Annotated in this window: 22 protein-coding genes; 11 read left to right on the top strand and 11 right to left on the bottom strand. The window is 37.0% G+C overall.

All coding sequences use genetic code 11. From position 1 onward, the window contains the following. The first annotated feature begins 188 nt into the window (after positions 1–188). Positions 189–2261, top strand: a complete 2073-nt coding sequence (locus AC1DDK_RS07355) for a TonB-dependent receptor (protein ID WP_337717193.1) — start codon at positions 189–191, stop codon at positions 2259–2261. Positions 2262–2337: 76 nt separating this feature from the next. Continuing rightward, on the top strand, positions 2338–2862 hold the full coding sequence (locus tag AC1DDK_RS07360) for a DUF6141 family protein (RefSeq protein WP_172661448.1): 525 nt from the start codon (positions 2338–2340) through the stop codon (positions 2860–2862). A 1-nt stretch (position 2863) separates the two neighbouring features. Here the strand turns inward: AC1DDK_RS07360 and AC1DDK_RS07365 are convergent, their stop codons facing one another. The 3 genes from AC1DDK_RS07365 to AC1DDK_RS07375 form a co-directional block, all read right to left on the bottom strand. Continuing rightward, positions 2864–3424 (bottom strand): HPP family protein, encoded by a 561-nt coding sequence (locus AC1DDK_RS07365; protein WP_172661449.1) that lies wholly within the window; start codon positions 3422–3424, stop codon positions 2864–2866. 133 nt (positions 3425–3557) lie between these two features. Then, positions 3558–4208 carry an NAD(P)-dependent oxidoreductase gene (locus tag AC1DDK_RS07370; RefSeq protein WP_172661450.1) on the bottom strand — a complete coding sequence of 217 codons (651 nt, stop codon included), beginning with the start codon at positions 4206–4208 and terminating at the stop codon, positions 3558–3560. Positions 4209–4268: 60 nt separating this feature from the next. Then, the gene (locus AC1DDK_RS07375) at positions 4269–4679 is read right to left on the bottom strand and encodes an RrF2 family transcriptional regulator (protein ID WP_172661451.1); all 411 of its coding nucleotides are present in this window, start codon (positions 4677–4679) and stop codon (positions 4269–4271) included. A 281-nt stretch (positions 4680–4960) separates the two neighbouring features. Here AC1DDK_RS07375 and AC1DDK_RS07380 point away from each other — a divergent pair, with 281 nt between their 5' ends. Further along, positions 4961–5809 carry a bifunctional helix-turn-helix domain-containing protein/methylated-DNA--[protein]-cysteine S-methyltransferase gene (locus AC1DDK_RS07380; protein WP_288882101.1) on the top strand — a complete coding sequence of 283 codons (849 nt, stop codon included), beginning with the start codon at positions 4961–4963 and terminating at the stop codon, positions 5807–5809. A 6-nt stretch (positions 5810–5815) separates the two neighbouring features. On the opposite strand, the gene AC1DDK_RS07385 is transcribed toward AC1DDK_RS07380, so the two are convergent. Next, on the bottom strand, positions 5816–6718 hold the full coding sequence (locus tag AC1DDK_RS07385) for a DNA-3-methyladenine glycosylase family protein (protein ID WP_288882098.1): 903 nt from the start codon (positions 6716–6718) through the stop codon (positions 5816–5818). An 81-nt stretch (positions 6719–6799) separates the two neighbouring features. Continuing rightward, positions 6800–8461 (bottom strand): glycoside hydrolase family 28 protein, encoded by a 1662-nt coding sequence (locus AC1DDK_RS07390; RefSeq protein WP_288882096.1) that lies wholly within the window; start codon positions 8459–8461, stop codon positions 6800–6802. Positions 8462–8605: 144 nt separating this feature from the next. Here AC1DDK_RS07390 and AC1DDK_RS07395 point away from each other — a divergent pair, with 144 nt between their 5' ends. After that, positions 8606–9097 (top strand): hypothetical protein, encoded by a 492-nt coding sequence (locus AC1DDK_RS07395; protein WP_288882094.1) that lies wholly within the window; start codon positions 8606–8608, stop codon positions 9095–9097. Position 9098: 1 nt separating this feature from the next. Here AC1DDK_RS07395 and AC1DDK_RS07400 read toward each other — a convergent pair whose 3' ends face one another. Both AC1DDK_RS07400 and panB read right to left on the bottom strand, forming a co-directional pair. Further along, entirely contained in the window at positions 9099–9785 is a 687-nt protein-coding gene (locus tag AC1DDK_RS07400; protein ID WP_172661456.1) for an RluA family pseudouridine synthase, read from the bottom strand. After that, positions 9785–10600 carry a 3-methyl-2-oxobutanoate hydroxymethyltransferase gene (gene panB / locus AC1DDK_RS07405; protein ID WP_172661457.1) on the bottom strand — a complete coding sequence of 272 codons (816 nt, stop codon included), beginning with the start codon at positions 10598–10600 and terminating at the stop codon, positions 9785–9787. The genes AC1DDK_RS07400 and panB overlap by 1 nt, the downstream gene beginning before the upstream one ends. A 319-nt stretch (positions 10601–10919) precedes the next feature. On the opposite strand from panB, the gene carA reads away from it, so the two are divergent. The 5 genes from carA (at position 10920) to eno (ending at position 16308) form a co-directional block, all read left to right on the top strand. Next, positions 10920–12032 carry a glutamine-hydrolyzing carbamoyl-phosphate synthase small subunit gene (carA, locus tag AC1DDK_RS07410; protein WP_288882072.1) on the top strand — a complete coding sequence of 371 codons (1113 nt, stop codon included), beginning with the start codon at positions 10920–10922 and terminating at the stop codon, positions 12030–12032. Between the two features lie 94 nt (positions 12033–12126). Continuing rightward, entirely contained in the window at positions 12127–12897 is a 771-nt protein-coding gene (locus AC1DDK_RS07415; protein ID WP_172661459.1) for an ABC transporter ATP-binding protein, read from the top strand. A gap of 8 nt (positions 12898–12905) precedes the next feature. Next, positions 12906–14000: an ABC transporter permease gene (locus AC1DDK_RS07420; RefSeq protein ID WP_172661460.1), complete on the top strand. Its 1095-nt coding sequence runs from the start codon at positions 12906–12908 to the stop codon at positions 13998–14000. Positions 14001–14145: 145 nt separating this feature from the next. Continuing rightward, on the top strand, positions 14146–14838 hold the full coding sequence (aqpZ, locus tag AC1DDK_RS07425) for an aquaporin Z (RefSeq protein WP_172661461.1): 693 nt from the start codon (positions 14146–14148) through the stop codon (positions 14836–14838). Positions 14839–15012: 174 nt separating this feature from the next. Further along, positions 15013–16308: a phosphopyruvate hydratase gene (gene eno, locus AC1DDK_RS07430; protein WP_172661462.1), complete on the top strand. Its 1296-nt coding sequence runs from the start codon at positions 15013–15015 to the stop codon at positions 16306–16308. A gap of 82 nt (positions 16309–16390) precedes the next feature. Here eno and AC1DDK_RS07435 read toward each other — a convergent pair whose 3' ends face one another. After that, the gene (locus tag AC1DDK_RS07435; RefSeq protein WP_337717195.1) at positions 16391–17380 is read right to left on the bottom strand and encodes a nucleoside hydrolase; all 990 of its coding nucleotides are present in this window, start codon (positions 17378–17380) and stop codon (positions 16391–16393) included. Positions 17381–17551: 171 nt separating this feature from the next. On the opposite strand from AC1DDK_RS07435, the gene AC1DDK_RS07440 reads away from it, so the two are divergent. Further along, positions 17552–17851, top strand: a complete 300-nt coding sequence (locus AC1DDK_RS07440; protein ID WP_172661464.1) for an FtsB family cell division protein — start codon at positions 17552–17554, stop codon at positions 17849–17851. Here AC1DDK_RS07440 and AC1DDK_RS07445 read toward each other — a convergent pair. Next, positions 17848–18459, bottom strand: a complete 612-nt coding sequence (locus AC1DDK_RS07445) for a trimeric intracellular cation channel family protein (RefSeq protein ID WP_337717197.1) — start codon at positions 18457–18459, stop codon at positions 17848–17850. The two genes, AC1DDK_RS07440 and AC1DDK_RS07445, sit on opposite strands and share 4 nt — an antisense overlap. Before the next feature lie 9 nt (positions 18460–18468). Beyond that, complete coding sequence (locus tag AC1DDK_RS07450; RefSeq protein ID WP_337717199.1) at positions 18469–20553, bottom strand: hypothetical protein; 2085 nt, start codon at positions 20551–20553, stop codon at positions 18469–18471. 83 nt (positions 20554–20636) lie between these two features. On the opposite strand from AC1DDK_RS07450, the gene AC1DDK_RS07455 reads away from it, so the two are divergent. Beyond that, a complete protein-coding gene (locus AC1DDK_RS07455) occupies positions 20637–21371 on the top strand; it encodes a L,D-transpeptidase family protein (RefSeq protein ID WP_337717200.1) in 735 nt (244 codons plus the stop codon). Between the two features lie 53 nt (positions 21372–21424). On the opposite strand, the gene fabG is transcribed toward AC1DDK_RS07455, so the two are convergent. After that, a complete protein-coding gene (gene fabG / locus AC1DDK_RS07460; RefSeq protein ID WP_172661468.1) occupies positions 21425–22168 on the bottom strand; it encodes a 3-oxoacyl-[acyl-carrier-protein] reductase in 744 nt (247 codons plus the stop codon). Positions 22169–22202 lie beyond the last annotated feature (34 nt).

The raw sequence follows: 22202 nt of genomic DNA on the forward strand, positions 1-22202 counted from the left end.
TTATAAATACGATTATATGAATAAAAAAAATAAAGCAGTATTGTTTATGATAAACGTGCTTTCTATTAAAATCGCCTAAAGATATAATAAACAGATGAATTTCATGGTGTTTAACTGAATATATTAAACAGTAAATAGCCAATAGATGATGGTAATTATTAGCTGGTAAATTTTAGCTTTGTTAAAGAATGAAAACATTTTTAACAGGACTATTTGCCCTCATAGGAGTTACAAGCTTTGCTCAGGCACAACAGGATTCTATCAGAAGATTAAATCAGGTTACCATAAGACCTTATTTTTCCAACCAATCTTTAATCAGATCTACAGGTACAATTGGCCTTATTGATAGTGGAACCCTTAATAAACAATCCGGCAACTCATTTGTCTCAGCTGTAAATACAGTTCCGGGGGTTAGAATGGAAGAACGTTCTCCTGGAAGCTACCGGTTATCTATAAGAGGCAGCTTACTAAGATCGCCTTTTGGAATAAGGAATATTAAAATTTACATGGACGACTTCCCTTTAACTGATGCAGGGGGTAATAGTTATCTGAATGCTCTCGATGTCGCAGGCGCATCACAACTTCAAATTTTAAAAGGCCCACAGAGCAGTATCTATGGGGCTAACTCTGGTGGCGTCATCTTGATACAACCCCAAGGCACTAACGTACCAACGGACAGCACTTCTGTTGTGTTAAAACTGGAGGGTGGATCATTTGGAGCTTTTCATCAAAATGCATTATTACAACATCAATCGGGAAAGTATAAATTAAGCATTACACAAGCTTATCAGCGAAGCGATGGCTATCGCGATCACAGCAATATGGACCGCAAGTATTTTCAGGCGCTGCAAAAGTGGGATTATACAAAAAACGCGAACTTAAAAGCATTGTTATTCTATTCCGATCTACACTATAATACTCCTGGTGGATTAACTGAGGCTCAATATCAACAAAATCCAAAATTATCTCGTCCGGCTGCAGGACAGATCAAAAGTGCAATAGATCAAAAAGCGGGTATCTATAGCAAAACCTTATATGGCGGCATCTCCAACAATTGGATAATAAACGGTAATTTCAAACATGTTATCTCCGTATTCTCATCTTATACAGATTTTAAGAACCCCTTTATAACCAACTATGAAAAACGGAAAGAATTTACTCTGGGGCTCCGCTCTTATCTGGAATACACTAGAAACACATCTCATGTAGAATGGAAGTTTAACCTGGGGCTGGAAAGTATGAAAACTGGTACCGATTTTGATAACTATGATAATAATTACGGTCAGCGGGGTGCTGTTCAGGCATCGGATAAACTAAACGCAAATTCCAGCTTCGCATTCGCCCATTTAAGTATCGATCTTCTTCAAAAACTGTTCATTGAATTATCTGCAAGTGCCAATCTCTATGGATACAACTACAAGAGCATTGCTCCAGTTGCCATTCCTAAAAAAACGAACAGGTTTGATATCCAGTTCATGCCAAGGGTAGCTTTGTCCTATAAAATAGATGATCAATTGTCGTTAAGAACCTCCGTGAGCAAAGGATATTCTCCCCCAAGTCTTGCCGAAGTAAGGGCATCAAACAATGTAATTAATGTTGATTTACAACCTGAATATGGCTGGAATTATGAGACTGGAGTAAGATATGAAGGTGTGAACAAAAGGCTATTTGTTGATGTAACCGGATTTTATTACAATCTTAAAAATGCAATTGTTAGACGCACTGTTTTAGTCAATGAAAAAGAAGCAGAGTATTTTATAAATGCAGGAGGCACAAAACAATGGGGTCTCGAAAGTTCTTTAGCTTTCTGGATTATTCCTCTCAATAATATACATTTTGTTAAAGGTCTGCAGTTAAAAAATTCATATACACTTAGTCATTTTAAATTTGATCAGTACCTGGACAAGACCAATAATTTCTCTGGAAATGACCTTACCGGAGTTCCTAAAACAACAATTGTTAGTAGCACCGATTTACAATTACCTAAGAGCTTTTCTGTATTTTTACAGCATAACTATACTTCTAGTATCCCACTTAATGATGCAAATACAGTTTACGCAAGGAAATATCACCTGGTACAAGCTAAAATTGGGAAAAAGAACTTATACATAGGAAATGTTCCCTTTGAAATCTACATAGGAGCAGATAACATATTAAACGAAAAATACAGCTTAGGCAATGACCTGAATGCTCTCGGTGGGCGGTATTTTAATGTCGCAGCAACAAGGAACTTTTATGGCGGGTTGTTAATATGTTTATAACTAGTTAACAACTATTTTTTCCTCATCTTTCATTTTAAATTAAATGTTTGTAATTTGTTGTTAGACAATATGAAACATGAATCCTAACAACGAAACTCTATTTTCAGAAAAACAGCGATTTGGGCAAAAATGGATTTGGGCAATCCTTATTGGAGCTAACTCAATATTCTTTTACGGCGTTTTTTATCAGGTTTTTCAAAGAAAATCATTTGATGACAACTCTATGAGTAACATGCAGTTGCTAATAGCCTCTGGCTTAATGCTATTGTTTACACTTGCAGTTTTAACATTAAAACTAGAAACCTATATTAAAAAAGATGGCATTTATGTACGTTTTTTCCCCTTCCATTTAACTTTGAAAAAATATTCCTGGGATAATATTCAAAGATTTTCTGTGAGGCAATATGATCCTATTACCGAATATGGTGGCTGGGGATTTAGATTTGGTTTCCTAACCAAAGGAATGGCGTTTAACGTTTCTGGAAACAAAGGCATACAACTGGTTTTAAAAAATGGATCCAGACTATTAATTGGGACTAATAAACCAGATGAAGCATTAGAAACGCTAAAGAAACTGGAACAACGGTCTGTATTTAATTAGCTTATTTTTTAAATATGCTCTGAGTAGGATATCTTCTATGTCTTAAATTATTAAATATCAACGCTACTAAAAATAGAATCATTATCCCCGATAATACTGGAGATAATACGTACATATAACCTAAGGCCTTAATTTTTTCGCTGCCAATTACGGCTATTAATGCTGTTGCTCCACCAGGAGGATGCAATGTTTTGGTGATTTGCATTGCAACTATAGATATCGATACAGCTAAGGCACAAGCCAGCCAACTCTCGCCAGGAAAAAATTTAGCAATGGTTACTCCAATTATTGCCGAAATCAAATGACCACCTATTAAATTTCTTGGTTGTGCCAGGGGACTATTAACAATGCCGTAAATTAATACTGAAGACGCGCCAAAAGAACCTATCAGATACAAATTATCATTGGCCACCAGATACTTGCTATTTAACAATCCTATTAAGCCTATCCCAATAAATGACCCAATAAAAGTTAAAATGTGCTCTTTAGCATCAATTAAAGTTTCACGATATAATACATACCTTGCCCTACGATAGTGCTTCCTGATTCTCTTTCTCGGCATTGCTCTTTAAAATATGGCGCAAAAGTAAGATTATATCTAGCCATTTACTAGTAATTATCTAATATCAATACATCTTATAAACTATAAGGTGAGCAAAAAAACGCACCTTATAGTTTTAAATTAGTAGCCTAAATTAGTAGCCAGCTGTAAAACGCTGACGAGGATGTTTGTTATTTTCTAGTTCATCAACAATTGCCATTGCCAAATCCTGAACCGACAAAGTACTTCTACCATCTTCATTAAACACAGGGCTATTTGTTCCTAAACGATATTTACCAGTTCGACCGGTTGTAATGCCGGGGTGCATTTCAATAGCAGGGCTAAAGAAACTCCATTGCAAATATTCCTCTTGTTTAAGTGAAGTTAAATAATCTCTGGCCGCAGTAGCACCGGCTTTATAATCCGCAGGAAAATCAGGTCCGTCAACTAATTGTTTACCATCAATTTCCAAGCTACCTGCACCTCCAACAACAATTAGGCGATCCACTCCAGATGCTTTAACAGCTTTTTGAATGGCCTCGGAACCTGCTATAAAGTCGTGGTACAGATTCGGGTTTGTCCATCCGCTATTGTATGCACTGATTACTGCATCACTTCCTTTTAATGTTTCTATTAAAGCCAATGTATCATTTACATCAACACCTTTAACAAACAAATTATTGTTGTCAATTTTAATCTTTTCAGGACTCCGTACAATAGCGGTAACCTCATGCCCGCGATTAAGTAATTCTTCTAAAATGGCGGTTCCTACGAAACCACTTGCGCCAATTAATGCTGTTTTCATATCCTTATTTATTTTTAAATGTTATTGTAACATTTTTCATTACAGTTATATATAAAAAAATCAATCAAAATGATTGCTGAAATCCGCAAGTGTTTGAGACGAAAGTTCTTTTACTAATGCCTGCTCTGTCGAATTATACAAGTTATTCAAATGTGTATTCATTTGTTTACCTACAGAACATTGCGGATTAGGTGTATTCTTAGAAATACCTAGCAAATTATTTTGTTTTACTGCCTTATAAATATCTGCCAGATTAATCTCTTTTGCAGATTTACTTAAATAGCTCCCCCCATTTTTTCCCTCTTTACTATCAACAAATCCATGATTCCTTAAATTACTTAATTCCTTTCTTACCAATACTGGATTTATATTTATACTTCCAGCCATAAATTCTGATGACAACAGTTCACCCTTAGCCCTTTCAAGTAAAGTAAGTATATGTAAAGAAATAGCAAATCTCGAGTTATTCATTCTGTAACTAAAATTATTACAGTACAAAGGTAAGGTAATAATTGTAAATTCCAAATACCAGGATCCGTGCTAGATCGATGCTTGTTCGACGATGCTTCGACTTTACTTCGCAAAACAGGTACTTTTGCCGAACAATCGGCACTCTAAAGCCGGACATCCAGTACCTAACACAAAGCGTGTTGTTGCCAGTTACAGCGGGCCACCATAATTTAATGATTAGCAAGTTTCGGGTTTTATTGTCTGGCTTATCAGCGTAATTTTGTTATATTAAATTAAAGATCATGGAAACATTAAGCCAAATTGATTACAACAGAATTGCCGAGGCGATAGCATATTTAAAATTAAATTTTAAACAACAACCTTCGCTAGATCAAGTTGCTGAGCATATTAACCTGAGTCCATTTCATTTTCAACGGATGTTTAAAGAATGGGCAGGCGTTACTCCAAAGAAATTCCTGCAGTACCTTTCTATTGAATACGCAAAAAGCATCCTTAAAGATAAAGAAACAACCTTATTTGATGCAGCCTATGAGACAGGATTATCAGGCACCAGTCGTCTGCACGATCTCTTCATAAATATAGAAGGAATGACTCCGGGTGAATTTAAAAATGGAGGGGAACAGCTTACCATAAACTATAGCTATGCAGAAAGCCCTTTCGGATCTCTAATAGTCGCATCAACAAAAAAAGGAATTTGCTATATGGCTTTTGCTGATGACCAGATAGAGGCATTAACAATGTTAAAAAGCACATTCCCTAATGCTAAGTATTGTCAGCTATTGGATATGATACAGCAGAATGCACTTTACATCTTTACTCAGGACTGGAGCAGACTAAATGAAATTAAACTTCATTTAAAGGGCACCCCTTTTCAAATAAAAGTATGGGAAACCTTGTTAAAGGTTCCTATGGGAGATTTATCTACCTATGCTACCATCGCATCTGCAATTAACAATCCAAAAGCCAATAGAGCAGTGGGCTCAGCTATTGGGAACAATCCCGTTGCTTTTTTGATTCCATGCCACAGAGTCATTAAATCCACAGGAGAATTTGGGCAGTATCATTGGGGTAGTTCCCGTAAAACAGCAATAATAGGATGGGAGGCTGCAAAAACAAATTCTCAAGAATAAAAGACCTTATTCTTTATTTGCAAGACTTCTCCAAAGATAAAACACCAGATAACTCTCCCATCCAGGATAATTTCTAAAAAATGCCTGAATTTCCTCATGCTGTTTTTTATCTGTAATGATATTATGGTTTAACAAAGAATTTAAAAGCCCTGCATCGCCATAAGGAACACATGAATGTTCCTTTAAAGATTTCATAAGGGCATAGTTGGCAGTCCACACACCTATGCCCTTTATACTATTCAATGCTTTTTGTCTTGCGTTAAGGTCCGGCAAAGCAAGTAAATTATCTTTGCTCATTTCTCCACTGGCAAATGCCTTAGCAATAATAATCAGGTATTCGGCTTTACTTCTTGAGAATTGCATTTCTCTCAAATCATCTATAAAAAGTTCCGCAAGGACCTTGCAATCTGGAAACACATAATAATTGACACCATTAAAAGGAATATAAGTTCCGTACTTTTCTACCAGTCGTCTTTTTAATCTATATGCAAAAGTGAGATTGATCTGCTGCCCTATTATTGCCCAACAAATAGCTTCAAATAAATTAGGAATACCTATTAATCTTAACCCGCTATATGCTGTTACCATATAAGCTAGCCTTTCATCATTTTTTACTAATCGATAAAAGGATTCCATATCTTTTTCAAGGTCAAACCAATCAGATACAAATTGTTTGAGCTTTTTTACACCGTTTTCTTCCAGATCTCCTACAAGTACTTCGATCAGTAATTTACCTTCATAAAAGGCTACGCTAACCAATAACTGGCGACCCTCAATTTCAATAACCTTTATAACCTGATCTGCATCTACTTTGTGCATGCAATCGTCAAAGTTTCTATCCAAAAACCACAAACACTCTTCGAAATCAAAATTCCTAGGGACTTCAATAGATATGACTTGTTTATTCATATCTCAAAAGTATTCATTTGTTTATACAATAAAATCTGATTCTTGCTTAATATGTAGTACCAACTTATTCCCGCAAACCTTTTATAGCCTAACTTTAACCGACTTCTCATTTGCCCCGTTAAGGTAAACTACCTGCTGTTTGGCTTTTCTTAATTCGCCCCCATCTATATTAACGAACTCGTTACCTGTCCCTTCCAAACTAAGCAATACTTTACAGGGGGTTAAAACACGGACACCTGTAAGCAATATATCTTTGGAATTTGTGATCCGAAGCAATGAAGGAGCATCTAAACTTCCTTGCAAACTTAAGCCATTTATAGAAACATCCTGAACATTATCAAAAACTACAGCAGGCCGAAGGTCATTCTTCTCAAACTCAAACCGCACATTATGCAAGCTTAAGCCTTTTACGTTTCGGGCATATAAACCATAAGCTGGCGGCCCACCTGGTGTTTTGTCCCATACACCAAAATATTCAGCTGCAATATTGGGCACGTCTCGCTTTTCTGCCTGTTCTGCAGTTCCCCCACCCGCATACTTTATATGAACATCGGTAAAACTGATGTCTTCAATATAATATTCGCCCATTGCATTCAAGGTAATGCATGAGTTTTTTTCACCCTCCCATGTATGTAAATCAAAATGAATGTCAGGATGAGGAACTGGCAATGCTACAACATTAGCCCTTATGTTATTAAATGAAATATTTCGGAGATAGGGTTTCCCGGCAAGTTGATTATTTTCTGCATTTTTATTACTATTTACCCCGCTGAAGCCAATACCGATTGGACCGGTTACATTTTCCATAACTATATTTGAGAAGCTAAAGTTCTGTATACCTGCAGCACCGGCACTGATCTTTATTGCACAACCATAAGTATCATAAATAAGGCAGTTAGTAATAGCAATATTTTGTGATTCACCACCCCCAAAACGAAATATTGACCATCGTGTACTGAAACTACAATTAGTTACTGTAACGAACTTATTGCTACCAAATAAGGCACAGGCATCGTCCTGGCATTGAACATCACTGTTAATCAAATGAACATATTGACAGCTATTGAAATGAAAGCCATCATTATTTTTATTTACCCGGTTGTAAATCCGTACACCATCAATATACGCATGTTTGCACTTCAATAATCGCACGCAATGATATGCGCTTGCAGCCATAAAAACATCATCCATCCGCAAGTTAGTACACTGGTAAAATATTAAGAGATGAGGCCGATCAAAATTGCCGTTTACTCCGTTTTGTCCAGGCCCGGTATTGTCGCCCTTTCCTGTATAAAATGCGAGACCATTTCCATCTATAGTCCCCTTGCCTTCTATACTAAGTCTTTCAGCATTTACGGCATATAAGAATACAATATTCCCATTTCCTTCGGGAATTCCTTTTCCTGCTGTATAATCCTCTCTTTTAGGACTTCCCAAAAGTTTTGCTTCTGTAGAAAGGTGCAAAGTTACATTAGATTTAAGCTCCAGAGTTCCCGACAGAAATACGCCGGCAGGGATCATCACCACACCCCCTTTATTATCACTACAAGTATTTATAGCATTCTGAATAGCATTTGTATCGAGCACCTTGCCGTCTCCTTTAGCTCCAAAATCTCTGATATTGTAAACATCCGTTCTGCTTTCTGCCTGGGGTATCTTTGCACTAATTAACGAAGCTCCGGCTACCGTAAGTGCGGGCACAGAAACTCTTCCTAGCCATTGACGGCGGGATAATTGATCCATACTGTAGTTTGATTTATAAATGATTTTACTATCATAAATATACGGACGACGATAAAACAATAACTCTCCCGAATAAACTAAATGCTCAGCCGTATTGGCTTTTGGCAAGGCTATTGTAGATAAATAATTCCAACCAATATCATTATGAAAAAATCACTTCTACTTTTAACAGGCATTGCACTACTTGCCTCCGCTTGTAATAGCAGCAATACTGATGATAAAAGTGTCGACAGTACTTCAGTAACATCCATGGACACTTCTCTAACACCATCTGTACCTGTTCAGGAAAAAATATCTGAGTGCTATATCTACACTAAAAACAGAGATACTGCCAAACTTAAAATAAACACAGAAAATGACGAATTGACCGGTGATTTGAGTTATAGTCTATTTGAAAAAGATAGTAACAAGGGGACCATTTCAGGAGAGGTTAAAGGCGACACAATTCTAGCAGAATACAATTTCGATTCGGAAGGGATGCGCTCAACCAGAGAAGTTGTATTTTTAAAAAGAGACAGAAAACTATATGAGGGCTTTGGCGAAGTAGAAGAGAAAAACGGCAAAACTGTATTTAAAGACAGATCAAAATTAAAATTTGGAGACGCAATGGTATTTTCTTTAACAGATTGTAAATAGGCTAAAAATTTTCAAAGCGTTCCCAAAAACCATCAACAGGTAGCTTAGCAAAAATATTTACAGGCTCTTTTTTTACTGGATGAATAAATTGCAATCTACGCGCATGTAAGCAGATACTACCCTTTCTGCTTCCTCTGGGATAACCATATTTGTTATCACCAACAATAGGACATCCTAAAGTAGATAGCTGTACTCTTATTTGATGAGAACGCCCGGTAAGCGGATCAACTTCAATCAGGTAATAACCACCAAGTTCCCCTATTAACCTATAACTTAATTCCGAACGCTGACTTCCGGGAACTTCAACATTATGCGGAGTAACAATATTTTTTTGAGGGTTTTTTACTAACCAATGAACAAGTGTACCTGAAGCTTTAGCAGGCTTATTCCTAACAATGGCCCAATACGTTTTTTTTACTTCGCGATTTTTGAATACTGCATTCATCCGCTCTAATGCCTTGCTTGTTTTAGCAAAAAGTATTACTCCACTAACGGGCCTGTCTAAACGGTGCACAACACCCAAAAAAGCACTATTAGGTTTATTATACTTTTTAGCAAGATATTTTTTAACCTGCTCATCAAGAGGCTCATCTCCAGTTTCATCAATCTGCACAATATCACCTGCGCGTTTCAGTACCGCTATAAGGTGATTGTCCTCGTAAAGCACATCTTTATCAGTTACCGGCATTAATACTGCTCCTTTTCGTTCGGGAAATCCTTTGCTTTCACATCTTTAATGTACGACTGTGCAGCTCCCAATATACCATCATACAGATTTACATATTGACGCAAGAAGCGAGGTTTAAAACCTTTTGTTAAACCAATCATATCATTAACAACCAAGACCTGACCATCGCAATCAGGGCCCGCGCCAATACCTATAGTAGGAATTTGTAAACTTTCAGAAACTACTTTAGCTAATTTTGCTGGTATTTTTTCAAGCACAATAGCAAAACAACCAGCCTCCTGAAGCGCAATTGCATCAGTTTTTAACTTCTCTGCTTCATCTTCATCTTTTGCTCTTACAGTATAAGTTCCGAACTTATAAATAGACTGAGGTGTTAATCCAAGGTGCCCCATAACAGGAATTCCGGCCGTAATGATGCGCGATATTGACTCTGCTACTTCTGTTCCACCTTCAAGCTTTACGCCGTGTGCCCCAGATTCTTTCATGATCCTGATAGCAGAATTAAGTGCTTCTTTAGAATTTCCCTGATAGCTACCAAAAGGCAGATCGACTACAACGAAAGCTCGTTTTGCTCCTCTAACTACACCTTGAGCATGATAAATCATCTGATCAAGTGTGATAGGTAAGGTGGTTTCATGTCCAGCCATTACATTAGATGCAGAGTCCCCAACTAATAATACATCCAAACCAGCATCATCAAGAATAGTGGCCATCGAATAATCGTAAGCGGTTAACATGGCTATTTTCTCTCCACTAGCCTTCATCTCCTGAAGTATATGTGTGGTTATGCGTTTAACCTCTTTGTTTACAGACATAGTTCTATAGTTTTGTAGCGACAAAATTAGTTTTTACATTCGAAATAAAGACAGTTTTATCGTTTTTGTGACATTTTGTTAATGCCTGTCTAAGTTTATATAGTGCTATATAAACTTAGAGCGATTTATAATTGCCAAATGCCATTCGAAACAATCTAAAAAAAAATCTTGATTTAAATCCTCAAAAACGTATCTTTGTATCCCGAAATGAAGGGGTCACTTAACAGCACATTTGTTAACTACAAAAACGGCATCAAAGCCGCGCTAGAGCCATCATTTTTTCCTTTTTTTATCCCAATAATTTCTCTTAATAAATACCATGACTAATTACACCAAGTTACCTGCAATCTTGTTACTGGCTGATGGCACAGTTTACCACGGTAAAGCCGCTGGAAAAATAGGCACAACAACAGGCGAGATCTGTTTTAATACAGGTATGACAGGATATCAGGAAATTTTTACGGATCCTTCTTATTTCGCCCAGATTATGGTAACCACCAATGCACATATTGGAAATTATGGTATCCACAAAGACGAAACTGAATCAGAAAGTATAAAAATTGCCGGTTTAGTTTGTAAAAATTATAACATTGGTTTTAGCCGTAAAGAAGCTTCTGAGTCTATACAGGATTATTTTCAGAATGAAAATATTGTAGGCATTTCTGATATCGATACACGCGCTTTGGTTCGTCACATCAGAAATAAAGGAGCAATGAATGCAATTATTTCTTCAGAAATCACTGACCTTGAAGAATTAAAAAGCAAATTAGCCGAGGTACCATCTATGGATGGTTTAGAATTATCTTCTAAAGTTTCTACCAAAACACCTTATTTCTATGGTTCACCTGATGCTACCTATAAAATAGCAGCATTAGATTTGGGTATCAAGAAAAACATTTTACGCAACTTCGACGACAGGGATATTTATGTTCAGGTTTTCCCTGCTAAAACTACTTTCGAGGAAATGGACAAATGGGGTGCTGATGGTTATTTTATTTCTAATGGACCTGGTGATCCTTCGGCAATGCCGTATGCTATTGAAACTGTTACAAAAATATTAGCTGCTGACAAACCTCTTTTTGGAATATGCTTAGGGCATCAATTACTTGCAGAAGCAAATGGAATTGGCACCATGAAAATGTTCAACGGCCACAGGGGCTTAAATCATCCAGTTAAAAATATCATTAAAAATCATTGCGAAGTAACTTCACAAAACCATGGTTTTGGAGTTATCCCTGAAGATGTTAGAAAATCAGAAAAGGTAGAGATTACCCACATTAATTTAAATGATCAGTCTATAGAAGGTATCCGTATGAAAGGCAAAAAAGCATTTTCAGTTCAATACCACCCTGAATCATCTCCAGGCCCACATGATTCACGTTACCTTTTCGACGACTTTATAAGTATGATTAAGAACGAATTGGCCTGGTAATATTCACCGGTTCAAAATTATCATTTTACCGACATTTTAGAAGGTTTAGCAGAATAGCGTTTTCTATTCCTCTAAACCTTCTTACATTTATAACATGGATAAAACAAATGCCATTATCAGTGTAAAAGAACTGGTAAAAAAGTATGACGATTTCACTGCTGTGCAAGGCATTAGCTTTGAAGTTTATGAAAATGAAATATTTGGTCTTTTAGGGCCAAATGGGGCAGGAAAAACCACCACACTTGAAATTATCGAGACCCTTCGCGAAAAAACTTCAGGAGAGATTATTGTTGATGGCTATTCTGTAGACAAAGATGCCAACAAAATTAAAAGGATTATAGGCGTACAATTACAGGCAGCCGGTTATTACCCAAACCTAAATCTGGTTGAGTTAATGGAATTGTTTTCTGGTCTGTATGGCGTAGACATCAAACCGATGGAAATGCTTGAAAAGGTAAATCTTCAGGACAAAGCAAAAGCTAAATATAAAGCGCTGTCAGGCGGACAGAAACAGCGTTTTTCTATAGCCACAACACTTATTAACTCTCCTAAAATTATTTTCCTTGATGAACCTACTACCGGATTAGATCCTCAGGCACGCCGAAATTTATGGGATTTAATTATTGATATAAGAAATAACGGAACAACAGTAGTGATCACCACACACTATATGGACGAAGCAGAACAACTTTGTGATCGTGTTGCTTTTGTTGAACGTGGAGAGATCATCGCTTTAGATACGCCTGATAATCTGATAGACAATCTGATCAATAGTGGTTTTGAACGTACTAAAGAAGTTAAAAAGGCCAACCTCGAGGACGTTTTCATAAACCTGACAGGCAAAGAATGGCGCGAGGATAATTAATAAAGAACATGAGCAAACCTTACAATAATACTAAAGCTACGCTGGCCCTTGCAAAAGCAAGTTTCCGTTCTATTATGCGCAGCCCTTCAGCAGTTGTTTTTACACTTGCTTTTCCACTAATCTTCATTCTTGTTTTCGGCTTTTTAGGACGCGGAGGTGTTAAGGTTGACTTAGCCATTGCGTCAGGATCGGATTTACAAAATCCTATTATTAAAGCACTGGAACAAATCAGTGTTGTTCATATCATAAAGGATAAAGATCCTGCGGAATTAAAAACAGGACTTGAGAAAGGAAATATAGACGCTGTTATTAACGTTCAAAAAAACACTGAGGATAATACACCGGCTTACCTTGCCAATGTTCAATACACATCTGCTTCTTTAGACAAAGGAACTATACTTAAATCGGTGTTAAACAACCTGATGTATACTTTAAATTCAAAAGATGTAAAACCTACCATTGCGCAATTAAATGAAAGTACTGTTCAGGGTAGAATTTACCGCACCATTGATTTTATCCTGCCCGGACAACTTGGCTTTTCTTTATTAAGCACAGGTGTATTTGGAACAGCATTTGTATTTTTCAGTTTAAGACAAACCTTAGTTATTAAACGCTTCTTTGCAACACCGGTTAGCAGGGCAAGTATTGTATTTGGCGAAGGTATTGCAAGAATAGGTTTTGCGCTTTGTGGTGCAGTATTTATTATACTTATTGGCCATTTCTTTTTCCATTTCACCTTAATTCACGGTATCATCACGGTGTTGAATATGCTTTTACTTGCAATTATGGGCCTCATCGTTTTTATGGGCTTTGGTTTTGTAGTTTCCGGAATAGCAAAAAGCGAAAGTACTATACCCCCGATTTCAAATATTATAACATTGCCTCAATTTCTGCTGTCAGGCACTTTCTTTTCTATAGATGCATTTCCATCATGGCTTCAACCAATAAGTCGTGCATTACCTTTAACTTACCTTAATGATGCCATGAGAAAGGTAGCTTTTGAGGGAGCTGGCTTATGGGATGTAAAACATCAGATTCTTATTATGATAATTTGGGGCATCGGCGTATATGCCGTTGCTGTTAAGGTGTTTAAGTGGGAGTAATCCTCTGACAATCTGTACTTTTTCCTAGGAAAATTGAATAATTGTTTTTAAATTTCATTATAAAAACAAACATTCTTCTATTAATTTATTAACCAGGTAGTAAGAAAACCAAACCTTCATTACCACTAAACTAAATTAAACTCGTATGAAAAAACTAGCAGCAGAATTTATCGGTACATTTTGGCTCGTACTTGGCGGTTGCGGTAGCGCCGTTTTAGCCTGTAATTATCCAGGTGCAGGCATTGGCTTTGCAGGGGTAGCACTCGCCTTCGGACTAACAGTAGTAACTATTGCTTATGCTCTTGGTCATATTTCCGGGGCACATCTAAACCCGGCAGTTTCAATTGGTTTATGGATCGGCGGACGCTTTGATGGAAAGGATTTGGTGCCCTACATTATTTCACAGGTTCTTGGCGGTATTGTGGCTGCGGGTGTGTTATACGTTATCGCTACTGGAAATGGCAATCCTATTGGTGGATTTGCTTCCAATGGCTATGGAGATTTATCACCCGGAAAATATAGTATGACAGCAGCGTTGGTTACCGAAGTGGTAATGACCTTCATTTTTTTAATCATTATATTAGGTGCAACAGATGACAGAGCTCCCAAAGGATTTGCCGGATTAGCGATTGGCCTTGGGCTAACATTAATACACCTGATCAGCATACCTGTAACCAATACTTCAGTTAATCCTGCAAGAAGTACAAGCCAGGCGCTTTTTGTTGGCGGTGAAGCACTAAGTCAGCTTTGGTTATTTTGGGTTGCACCTATAGTTGGTGCCATTTTAGCCGGAATAGTTTATAAAGCTATCTTTGCGGCTAAGAGCGAAACTACATAAACTTAACTGACTAAAAAACAATACAATAACAGCAAAACAATTAAATATTCACCAATGAAAAAGTCGTAATTAAATTAATTACGACTTTTTTGCGTTTAATTTTTAACTTTGGATATCGCCTTAGTAATTGTAAATTTTACACTAAGGGTTATTTACAAATAAAAACCAATAAAAATGAGTTTAATAATTGATGTTCATGCGCGGCAAATACTTGACTCCCGCGGCAATCCTACGATCGAAGTAGATGTAATTACAGAAAATGGTATCCTTGGTCGTGCGGCAGTACCATCAGGAGCTTCTACTGGTATGCACGAAGCTGTGGAGTTAAGAGATGGTGATAAAAAAGTTTACTTAGGTAAAGGTGTTTTAAAGGCCGTTGCCAATGTGAATGATAAAATTGCTGATGAATTAAAAGGTATTGACGTATTTGAACAAAATGCTATCGATAGCTTAATGATCAAGCTTGATGGAACAGAAAACAAAGGAAATCTTGGTGCTAATGCTATTTTAGGTGTTTCTTTAGCGGTTGCTAAAGCTGCAGCTCAAGAAAGTCGTCAGCCTTTATACCGTTATATTGGAGGTGTTAATGCTAACATTCTGCCTATCCCGATGATGAACATCGTAAACGGTGGTTCTCACTCTGATGCTCCTATCGCTTTTCAGGAATTTATGATCATGCCTGTTGGCGCATCTTCATTCTCTGAAGCGTTAAGATGGGGAACAGAAGTATTTCACAACTTAAAAGCTATTTTGCATGACAGAGGTCTTTCAACAGCTGTAGGTGACGAAGGTGGATTTGCTCCAACTTTTGATGGTACTGAAGATGCCGTTGAAACCATTATTAAAGCTATTGAAAAAGCAGGTTACAAAGCTGGTGAGCAAATCTTTTTAGCATTTGACTGTGCTGCTTCTGAGTTCTATAAAGATGGTAAATACGACTACACTAAATTTGAAGGTGATAAAGGAGCTATCCGCACAAGTGCTGAGCAAGCTGATTATCTCGCATCTTTAACCGAAAAATATCCAATTATCTCTATTGAAGATGGAATGGATGAAAACGATTGGGATGGCTGGAAAATGTTAACTGATAAAATTGGCGATAGAGTTCAGCTTGTAGGTGATGATTTGTTTGTTACAAATGTAACTCGCTTGCAATCGGGAATCGACAAAAAAACGGCTAATTCAATCTTAGTGAAAGTAAATCAGATTGGTTCATTAACTGAAACCATCAATGCTGTTTCTTTAGCTCAAACTAATGGCTATACCTCAGTAATGAGTCATAGAAGTGGTGAAACTGAAGATACTACCATTGCAGATCTTGCAGTTGCATTAAACTGTGGTCAGATTAAAACAGGTTCAGCTTCTCGTTCAGACAGGATTGCAAAATACAATCAATTGTTACGTATTGAAGAAGAATTAGGTGCTGCAGCACGTTTTATTGGTAAAGATTTCAAATTCCTAAAGAAATAAATATCTTATATATATACTTTAAGATAAAATTTCAATAACAAACAACCCCATTACCCAGAAGTATTGGGGTTGTTTGTTAATATCAATTACCAGGCTCATACAACATTAAATTTTCAATTATTGTAGAAATCTTTTCATAAGGATATTTATGAGCTAGAAAATAATGTCCGGCATTAATATCCGCATCCCATCGATTAGATCCATCTTTATATACGATAAACTTCCCTGGACCGTTTACATAAAAATATTTTTCTGGATTTCTGACTGCACATAAAACTGCTGTTTGATCCCAAGATGGCCTATTGCTTAGTAGATTTTTATCATAAGTTGCTAAGTTATATTGATATGCCCATGCGGCAGGATTTTTACTAATATTTTGCTTTGCCACTTTTCCACCTGTAAGTATCTTATCTCCAATTTCAAAACCACTCAGCAATATCGGTTTCGGCCATCTACTAAAAGCTTCATAAGCCGCTTCCTTATGTTCATTTACATTAAATTCAACCCCATTTGGTATAATTCCAGCCATCGCGACCCAATTTTTCACTTTCTTTTTAACAAGGTCCATTCCCGAAAGGTTGGAAAATTTATCGGGCTTTGAGTTGAGAAGCTCTGCTATATTAGAGGTAAAGCCAACTGTAACTATCGTTACGCTATTGTCTTCCTGCCTGGCCAATACTTTTCGATAAACTTCTAAAGCATTGGGATATTCAGTGGGCTTTTTCTTAAGAAAATGTAAAACCAGCGAATCATTCCAATTATTATGGGCTATGAAGCCCGGGGCTTTTGCAGATGCTATGCCTATCGGAATATTGGGTTTGCCAAAATATTGATTAAAAATTTCTATAGTCGGTGCAACAGAAGCATGGCTATCACTGGATACTGTAGCAAGTATCTCACATTCGCCTTTAGCAGCCAATGCGTGCAAAACTGTTATTGCGCCTACATCATCAAAATCTGGCCCCATATCTGTGTCGAAGATGATCCTAGGTTTTCTATCCGCTTTCCCGTGTTCAACGATAAAGCCACAAAAAATGCAAAACACCAATAACGAGCAGAGAATTACTTTCATACATATATTAATTAACCTCCATACAATATCTGATCTTTTATCTAATACCTTACTATTGAAACACATAAATTACGACCAGCTAAAACCAACATGTTAATAAGTGGATAATACCCATTTGAATAAAAGGCAAAGGTTTTAAATCTTCGGGTGTTATTTTATATATTTGTCCATATGAATCGTTTTCTAGAACTTTTACGTAACAAATACTTCCTGAGCGTAGCTGCATTCGTTGTATGGATGTTATTTTTCGATAAAAACGATGTAATAGCACAATACGAATACAGATCGCAAGTAAGCAAGCTTCAGGAGGAAAAGGATTTTTATGTAAAGGAAATTGCTAAGGTCAAGAAAGATCTTAACGAATTAAATACAGATCTAAATACAGCAGAGAAATTTGCCCGCGAAAAGTACTTTATGAAAAAAGATAATGAAGACGTTTTTGTGATCATCAATGAAGCCCCAAAAGACTAATAGCCGAATTTAGGCAACGTAACTTTATATCTTACCACTACTATTCTTATTGTAAAAATAAACGCAATTACGGTAACCTTTGCCAGGTCTTCTTTCAAGTTAAAATATAGAAGAGTAAAATATAATATTCCTCCCATAATGCAGGCGGTGGCATAAACTTCTTTTCTGAATATTACAGGGATGGTATTTAATAGCGTATCTCTTATTATACCTCCAAAGCATCCTGTAATGGTACCTAGGGCGATACAAATACCCGGACTTAAACCAAAAATAATTCCTTTCTGAATACCCAGCATTGTAAAAAGACCAAGCCCTAAAGAATCGAACAAAAAAAGAGTTACTTTAAATTTCTTGATATGTGTTTTAAAAAAGACCGTAGCAATTGAGGTCAGCAAGATCAACAAGCAATAATTTACATCCCTCATCCATGCAACAGGAGTATCCCCTAGCAACAAATCGCGCACGGTTCCTCCACCAATAGATGTTACAAAAGCGATGATAAGTACCCCGAAAGGATCTAATCTTCTTTGCATGGCTGCAAAAGAGCCAGATATCGCAAAAGAGATAGTCCCCAAGATCTCAATGGCATCCATGGTATTTATTTGCATACTTTGCGCTTAAATTTCTCCGTTTCTTTTTCTTAAAAACCACTCCAGGGTTAGCAACATAACTATCAATGCAAACACCCACTTAAAGTTAATCAATTCCTCATATTTACGGTCTTCGTAACTCAGGGTTTTTACCTGTTCATTGGCTTCAATATCTTTTAAAATCTGCGATAAGTTCTGCGGCATATACATCTTACCGCCCGTTTGCATAGCCATTGTATTAAGCAGCTGATGATTTGCGATAGTTAGCTGATATTCTGCAACAAGTGTATTTACATAAAAAACTCCTTGCGCAGTGTGTTTTTTACCCCCAAGGTTAGTTGTGGCTGTATAAGTATAATTTCCTGCAGGCAACATCCCTGCATCAAGCTGATAGGCTGTTTCTGTTCTGGAGAATAGAAAATTATAGACCTTCCCCTCTTCATTCTTTATTTGAATACTCACATCCGGTGTATTTACCGAAACATAACTATCATTATAAAGACCTGCATTAATCGGCACATTTTCATTTTCATCAAAAGTGTTCTTGGCAGTGTAAACTTTAAACTTACGCCTATCATCCTTTGCAGAAACATATTGGACAGCATTTGAAATTAAAGTATTAAAAGCATTTGACTTCTGATCATTTTGAGCCTCTCCCAACCTCCAACGCCATATGCCTTCTCCTATTAAATAACCTGCTTTTTTCCCCTCGGCGTTCATAAAAAACAATTGTGGCGATTCAGTCTTGATCTTGCCTATTCGCTGTTTTAAAGCCACTAATGCCGTTCCGTTTATTCTTACCTCCCCAAAAGGAGCTTGAAGAGGATCAAATCCTTCAATTTGTTTATCGAATGTCGCGCTCATTTCAAAGGCAGTAAATCCAGTATTAGCAACAGCAAAAGCCTCTTGCAAAGTATTATTGCTTCCATTAAAATTTACAGCACTTTGCATCTTATTAAACGCGTACAAATTACTTTGAGCGCCCAAGATGTACCACAACGGCACATTACTTTGCTGAACCTTATTAATAAATGTACCCCCGTCATTTTGAAGAGCCGGAAACTGGTACAGAATAATTAAACTATAGTCCTTTGGATTAATCACACTCAGATCGTCTCCCAAAGCAATTTTCAAATCATAATGTTTGTTTATGGAAATGGCCTGTTTTAATGCTGCAATGTCGGGGTGCGGGCCAGCAGAGGCAATCAATATTTTTTGCCTTGCATCAATTACCTCAATAAAAATACTTTGTGCGTTGTTACGTTCAGATATCTCATTTTTTAACGGGCTGAGTTGAATGGTATATTTTTGAAGTCCTAACCTCGAAGCCTTTAACTTAATAGGAATATTCTTTACAAATGCATTTGAATTAATCTGAATCTGCTCATCGTAAATCTTTTTTCCTCCCTCCATAACTAAAACCCTCGACATTTCACCCTTACTTTCAAAGGCTTGTACCTGAACCTCAAGCGTAAATTCATTATCAAGATAAACCAGGCTGTTGTGATTTACGTTCGAAATCATTAAATCCTTTTTCGGAATCGTATCCCCCAATGCAATGGTATAAACCGGAGCTTTAAGTTTGTTTAAATCATAAAGTGGGCTTCCCCCGCGATTAAAAATACCATCTGAGGCCAAAATAACTGACCCCACATTCCGATTTAATAATTCATCGTTTAACTGATTGATGAACTTCGAAGCGTTACTTACCTGCCCCTTATTTTTGAAATCATAGCCGGATTTCACGCTGTCACTGAAATTATAGACTTTAACTTCATACTTTTCCGACAGCTTATCGGCTAAGGCCTGCATGTCCTTCTCATACTGTTGCTTATTAAAGCCATTAGGTTCAATAGCTCCAACCGACAGTGAATTATCCTGCCCAATAACAATAACAGGTTTTTCGAGATTATACGAGACGCTTCTTACCAAAGGAAAGAATAGCAATGCAGTTATTACCGTTACTGCAACGGTGCGTATAACGAACAATCCATAACGCAGCCGTTTATCTAAATGTTCCGTTTTACGGTACAATAACCAGGCGAAAAGAATACCTGCAAGCAAGCATCCCAGTAAAGCCAATAAAATGTATAAGCTAAAAGAATCGTTCATACGTATTTGGGTAAAGATGCTAAATTTTAAAATGCTCGCACAATTTTATATAAGTTTGTTCATAGTAAAACTAACGCCTTACAATGAAAAGCTATTTTTACATTATTCTTCTAATGATTATGTCTACATCCTTACTGGCCCAATCTAATTTCAAAGCACAGCAATTAACATTTGAGCGCGTGAAACAAGCCTATGGTGAGAAGTGGAATAGCCTGCAAAAAGAGCTTAAAAAAGATCAAATAACCGGAAAGTTCAGTTTATATATAGCCGCTTATAAAGCTGAAAGAAAGTTAGAGATTTGGTTAAAAGAGAATAACCAAAAACAATACAAGTTGTTCAAAGTATACCCCTTTTGTCAGCACTCAGGTGTTCTGGGTCCTAAATTAAAGGAGGGAGATCTGCAAATCCCCGAGGGGTTCTATTACATCACCGCGTTTAATCCTCTAAGCAATTTCCACTTGTCTTTAGGAATAAATTACCCTAACAGTATTGATTTGCTAAGAAGTGCGAATGAAAAACCGGGCAGCGACATTTACATTCATGGAAAATGTGAAACTGTTGGATGTATTCCTATAACAGACGACAAGATAAAAGAGGTTTATGTGCTAGCCACTGAGGCACGAAATGGAGGACAAAATCAAATCCCGGTTCACATCTATCCGTTTAAAATAACTGATACTAATCTCAATAAATACCTGGCACAATTTCCACAACACAAAGCTTTCTGGATAAACCTTCAGCAAGGGTATAATTATTTTGAAAAATACAGGCGAGTGCCACAGGTGATAGAGCTTACTAATGCCTATCAATTTAAATAAAAAGGGGTGCCAGAAATCAATTCCGACACCCCTTGTAGATTTTTATTTTAAGCTTACAGCATTCCGCCGCAAACTGACAATACCTGTCCGGTAACATAAGAACTCATATCAGATGCAAGAAATACGCATGCATTCGCTACATCTTCAGTCTCACCTGCTCTTTTCAAAGGAATACCTTCTTCCCAACCCTGTACTACTTTAGGATCTAACACGTCTGTCATTTCAGTACGGATAAAGCCAGGAGCAATAACATTGGTGCGGATATTACGTGACCCTAATTCCTTAGCCAGCGATTTAGAGAATCCAATTATACCTGCTTTAGACGCAGCATAATTAGCTTGCCCGGCATTTCCTTGAACACCTACTACAGAACTCATGTTAATGATAGATCCCTTGCGTGCTTTCATCATCACCTTAGAAGCCGCCTTAGACACATTAAATACAGATTTCAAGTTTACATTAATTACTTCATCCCAGTTCTCCTCACTCATTCGCATCAATAAACCATCTTTCGTTATACCTGCATTATTTACTACAATGTCTAATGCACCAAAATCAGCTACAATATCATTGATCAGCTTCTCTGCTTCATCAAATTTAGAAGCATCAGAGCGATATCCTTTTACCTTTGTACCAAAACTTTGCAACTCTTGTTCTAAAGCCTCACCCTTTTCTACTGATGATAAATAAGTAAAAGCCACATTAGCTCCATGCTCTGCAAACTTTTCCGCTATTTTGCGGCCAATTCCTTTAGATGCACCTGTAACAAGTGCTGTTTTTCCTTCTAATAACTTCATCTGTATTTCTTGTTTGGTTATATTCAATTAATTA

This window comes from Pedobacter sp. 05T44, assembly GCF_056395985.1.

What these genes read in the sequence shown, in the direction of transcription:
- AC1DDK_RS07355 (WP_337717193.1), top strand. Translation starts at nt 189, where the DNA reads ATGAAAACATTTTTAACAGGACTATTTGCCCTCATAGGAGTTACAAGC.
- AC1DDK_RS07360 (WP_172661448.1), top strand. Translation starts at nt 2,338, where the DNA reads ATGAATCCTAACAACGAAACTCTATTTTCAGAAAAACAGCGATTTGGG.
- AC1DDK_RS07365 (WP_172661449.1), bottom strand. Translation starts at nt 3,424, where the DNA reads ATGCCGAGAAAGAGAATCAGGAAGCACTATCGTAGGGCAAGGTATGTA.
- AC1DDK_RS07370 (WP_172661450.1), bottom strand. Translation starts at nt 4,208, where the DNA reads ATGAAAACAGCATTAATTGGCGCAAGTGGTTTCGTAGGAACCGCCATT.
- AC1DDK_RS07375 (WP_172661451.1), bottom strand. Translation starts at nt 4,679, where the DNA reads ATGAATAACTCGAGATTTGCTATTTCTTTACATATACTTACTTTACTT.
- AC1DDK_RS07380 (WP_288882101.1), top strand. Translation starts at nt 4,961, where the DNA reads ATGGAAACATTAAGCCAAATTGATTACAACAGAATTGCCGAGGCGATA.
- AC1DDK_RS07385 (WP_288882098.1), bottom strand. Translation starts at nt 6,718, where the DNA reads ATGAATAAACAAGTCATATCTATTGAAGTCCCTAGGAATTTTGATTTC.
- AC1DDK_RS07390 (WP_288882096.1), bottom strand. Translation starts at nt 8,461, where the DNA reads ATGGATCAATTATCCCGCCGTCAATGGCTAGGAAGAGTTTCTGTGCCC.
- AC1DDK_RS07395 (WP_288882094.1), top strand. Translation starts at nt 8,606, where the DNA reads ATGAAAAAATCACTTCTACTTTTAACAGGCATTGCACTACTTGCCTCC.
- AC1DDK_RS07400 (WP_172661456.1), bottom strand. Translation starts at nt 9,785, where the DNA reads ATGCCGGTAACTGATAAAGATGTGCTTTACGAGGACAATCACCTTATA.
- panB (WP_172661457.1), bottom strand. Translation starts at nt 10,600, where the DNA reads ATGTCTGTAAACAAAGAGGTTAAACGCATAACCACACATATACTTCAG.
- carA (WP_288882072.1), top strand. Translation starts at nt 10,920, where the DNA reads ATGACTAATTACACCAAGTTACCTGCAATCTTGTTACTGGCTGATGGC.
- AC1DDK_RS07415 (WP_172661459.1), top strand. Translation starts at nt 12,127, where the DNA reads ATGGATAAAACAAATGCCATTATCAGTGTAAAAGAACTGGTAAAAAAG.
- AC1DDK_RS07420 (WP_172661460.1), top strand. Translation starts at nt 12,906, where the DNA reads ATGAGCAAACCTTACAATAATACTAAAGCTACGCTGGCCCTTGCAAAA.
- aqpZ (WP_172661461.1), top strand. Translation starts at nt 14,146, where the DNA reads ATGAAAAAACTAGCAGCAGAATTTATCGGTACATTTTGGCTCGTACTT.
- eno (WP_172661462.1), top strand. Translation starts at nt 15,013, where the DNA reads ATGAGTTTAATAATTGATGTTCATGCGCGGCAAATACTTGACTCCCGC.
- AC1DDK_RS07435 (WP_337717195.1), bottom strand. Translation starts at nt 17,380, where the DNA reads ATGAAAGTAATTCTCTGCTCGTTATTGGTGTTTTGCATTTTTTGTGGC.
- AC1DDK_RS07440 (WP_172661464.1), top strand. Translation starts at nt 17,552, where the DNA reads ATGAATCGTTTTCTAGAACTTTTACGTAACAAATACTTCCTGAGCGTA.
- AC1DDK_RS07445 (WP_337717197.1), bottom strand. Translation starts at nt 18,459, where the DNA reads ATGCAAATAAATACCATGGATGCCATTGAGATCTTGGGGACTATCTCT.
- AC1DDK_RS07450 (WP_337717199.1), bottom strand. Translation starts at nt 20,553, where the DNA reads ATGAACGATTCTTTTAGCTTATACATTTTATTGGCTTTACTGGGATGC.
- AC1DDK_RS07455 (WP_337717200.1), top strand. Translation starts at nt 20,637, where the DNA reads ATGAAAAGCTATTTTTACATTATTCTTCTAATGATTATGTCTACATCC.
- fabG (WP_172661468.1), bottom strand. Translation starts at nt 22,168, where the DNA reads ATGAAGTTATTAGAAGGAAAAACAGCACTTGTTACAGGTGCATCTAAA.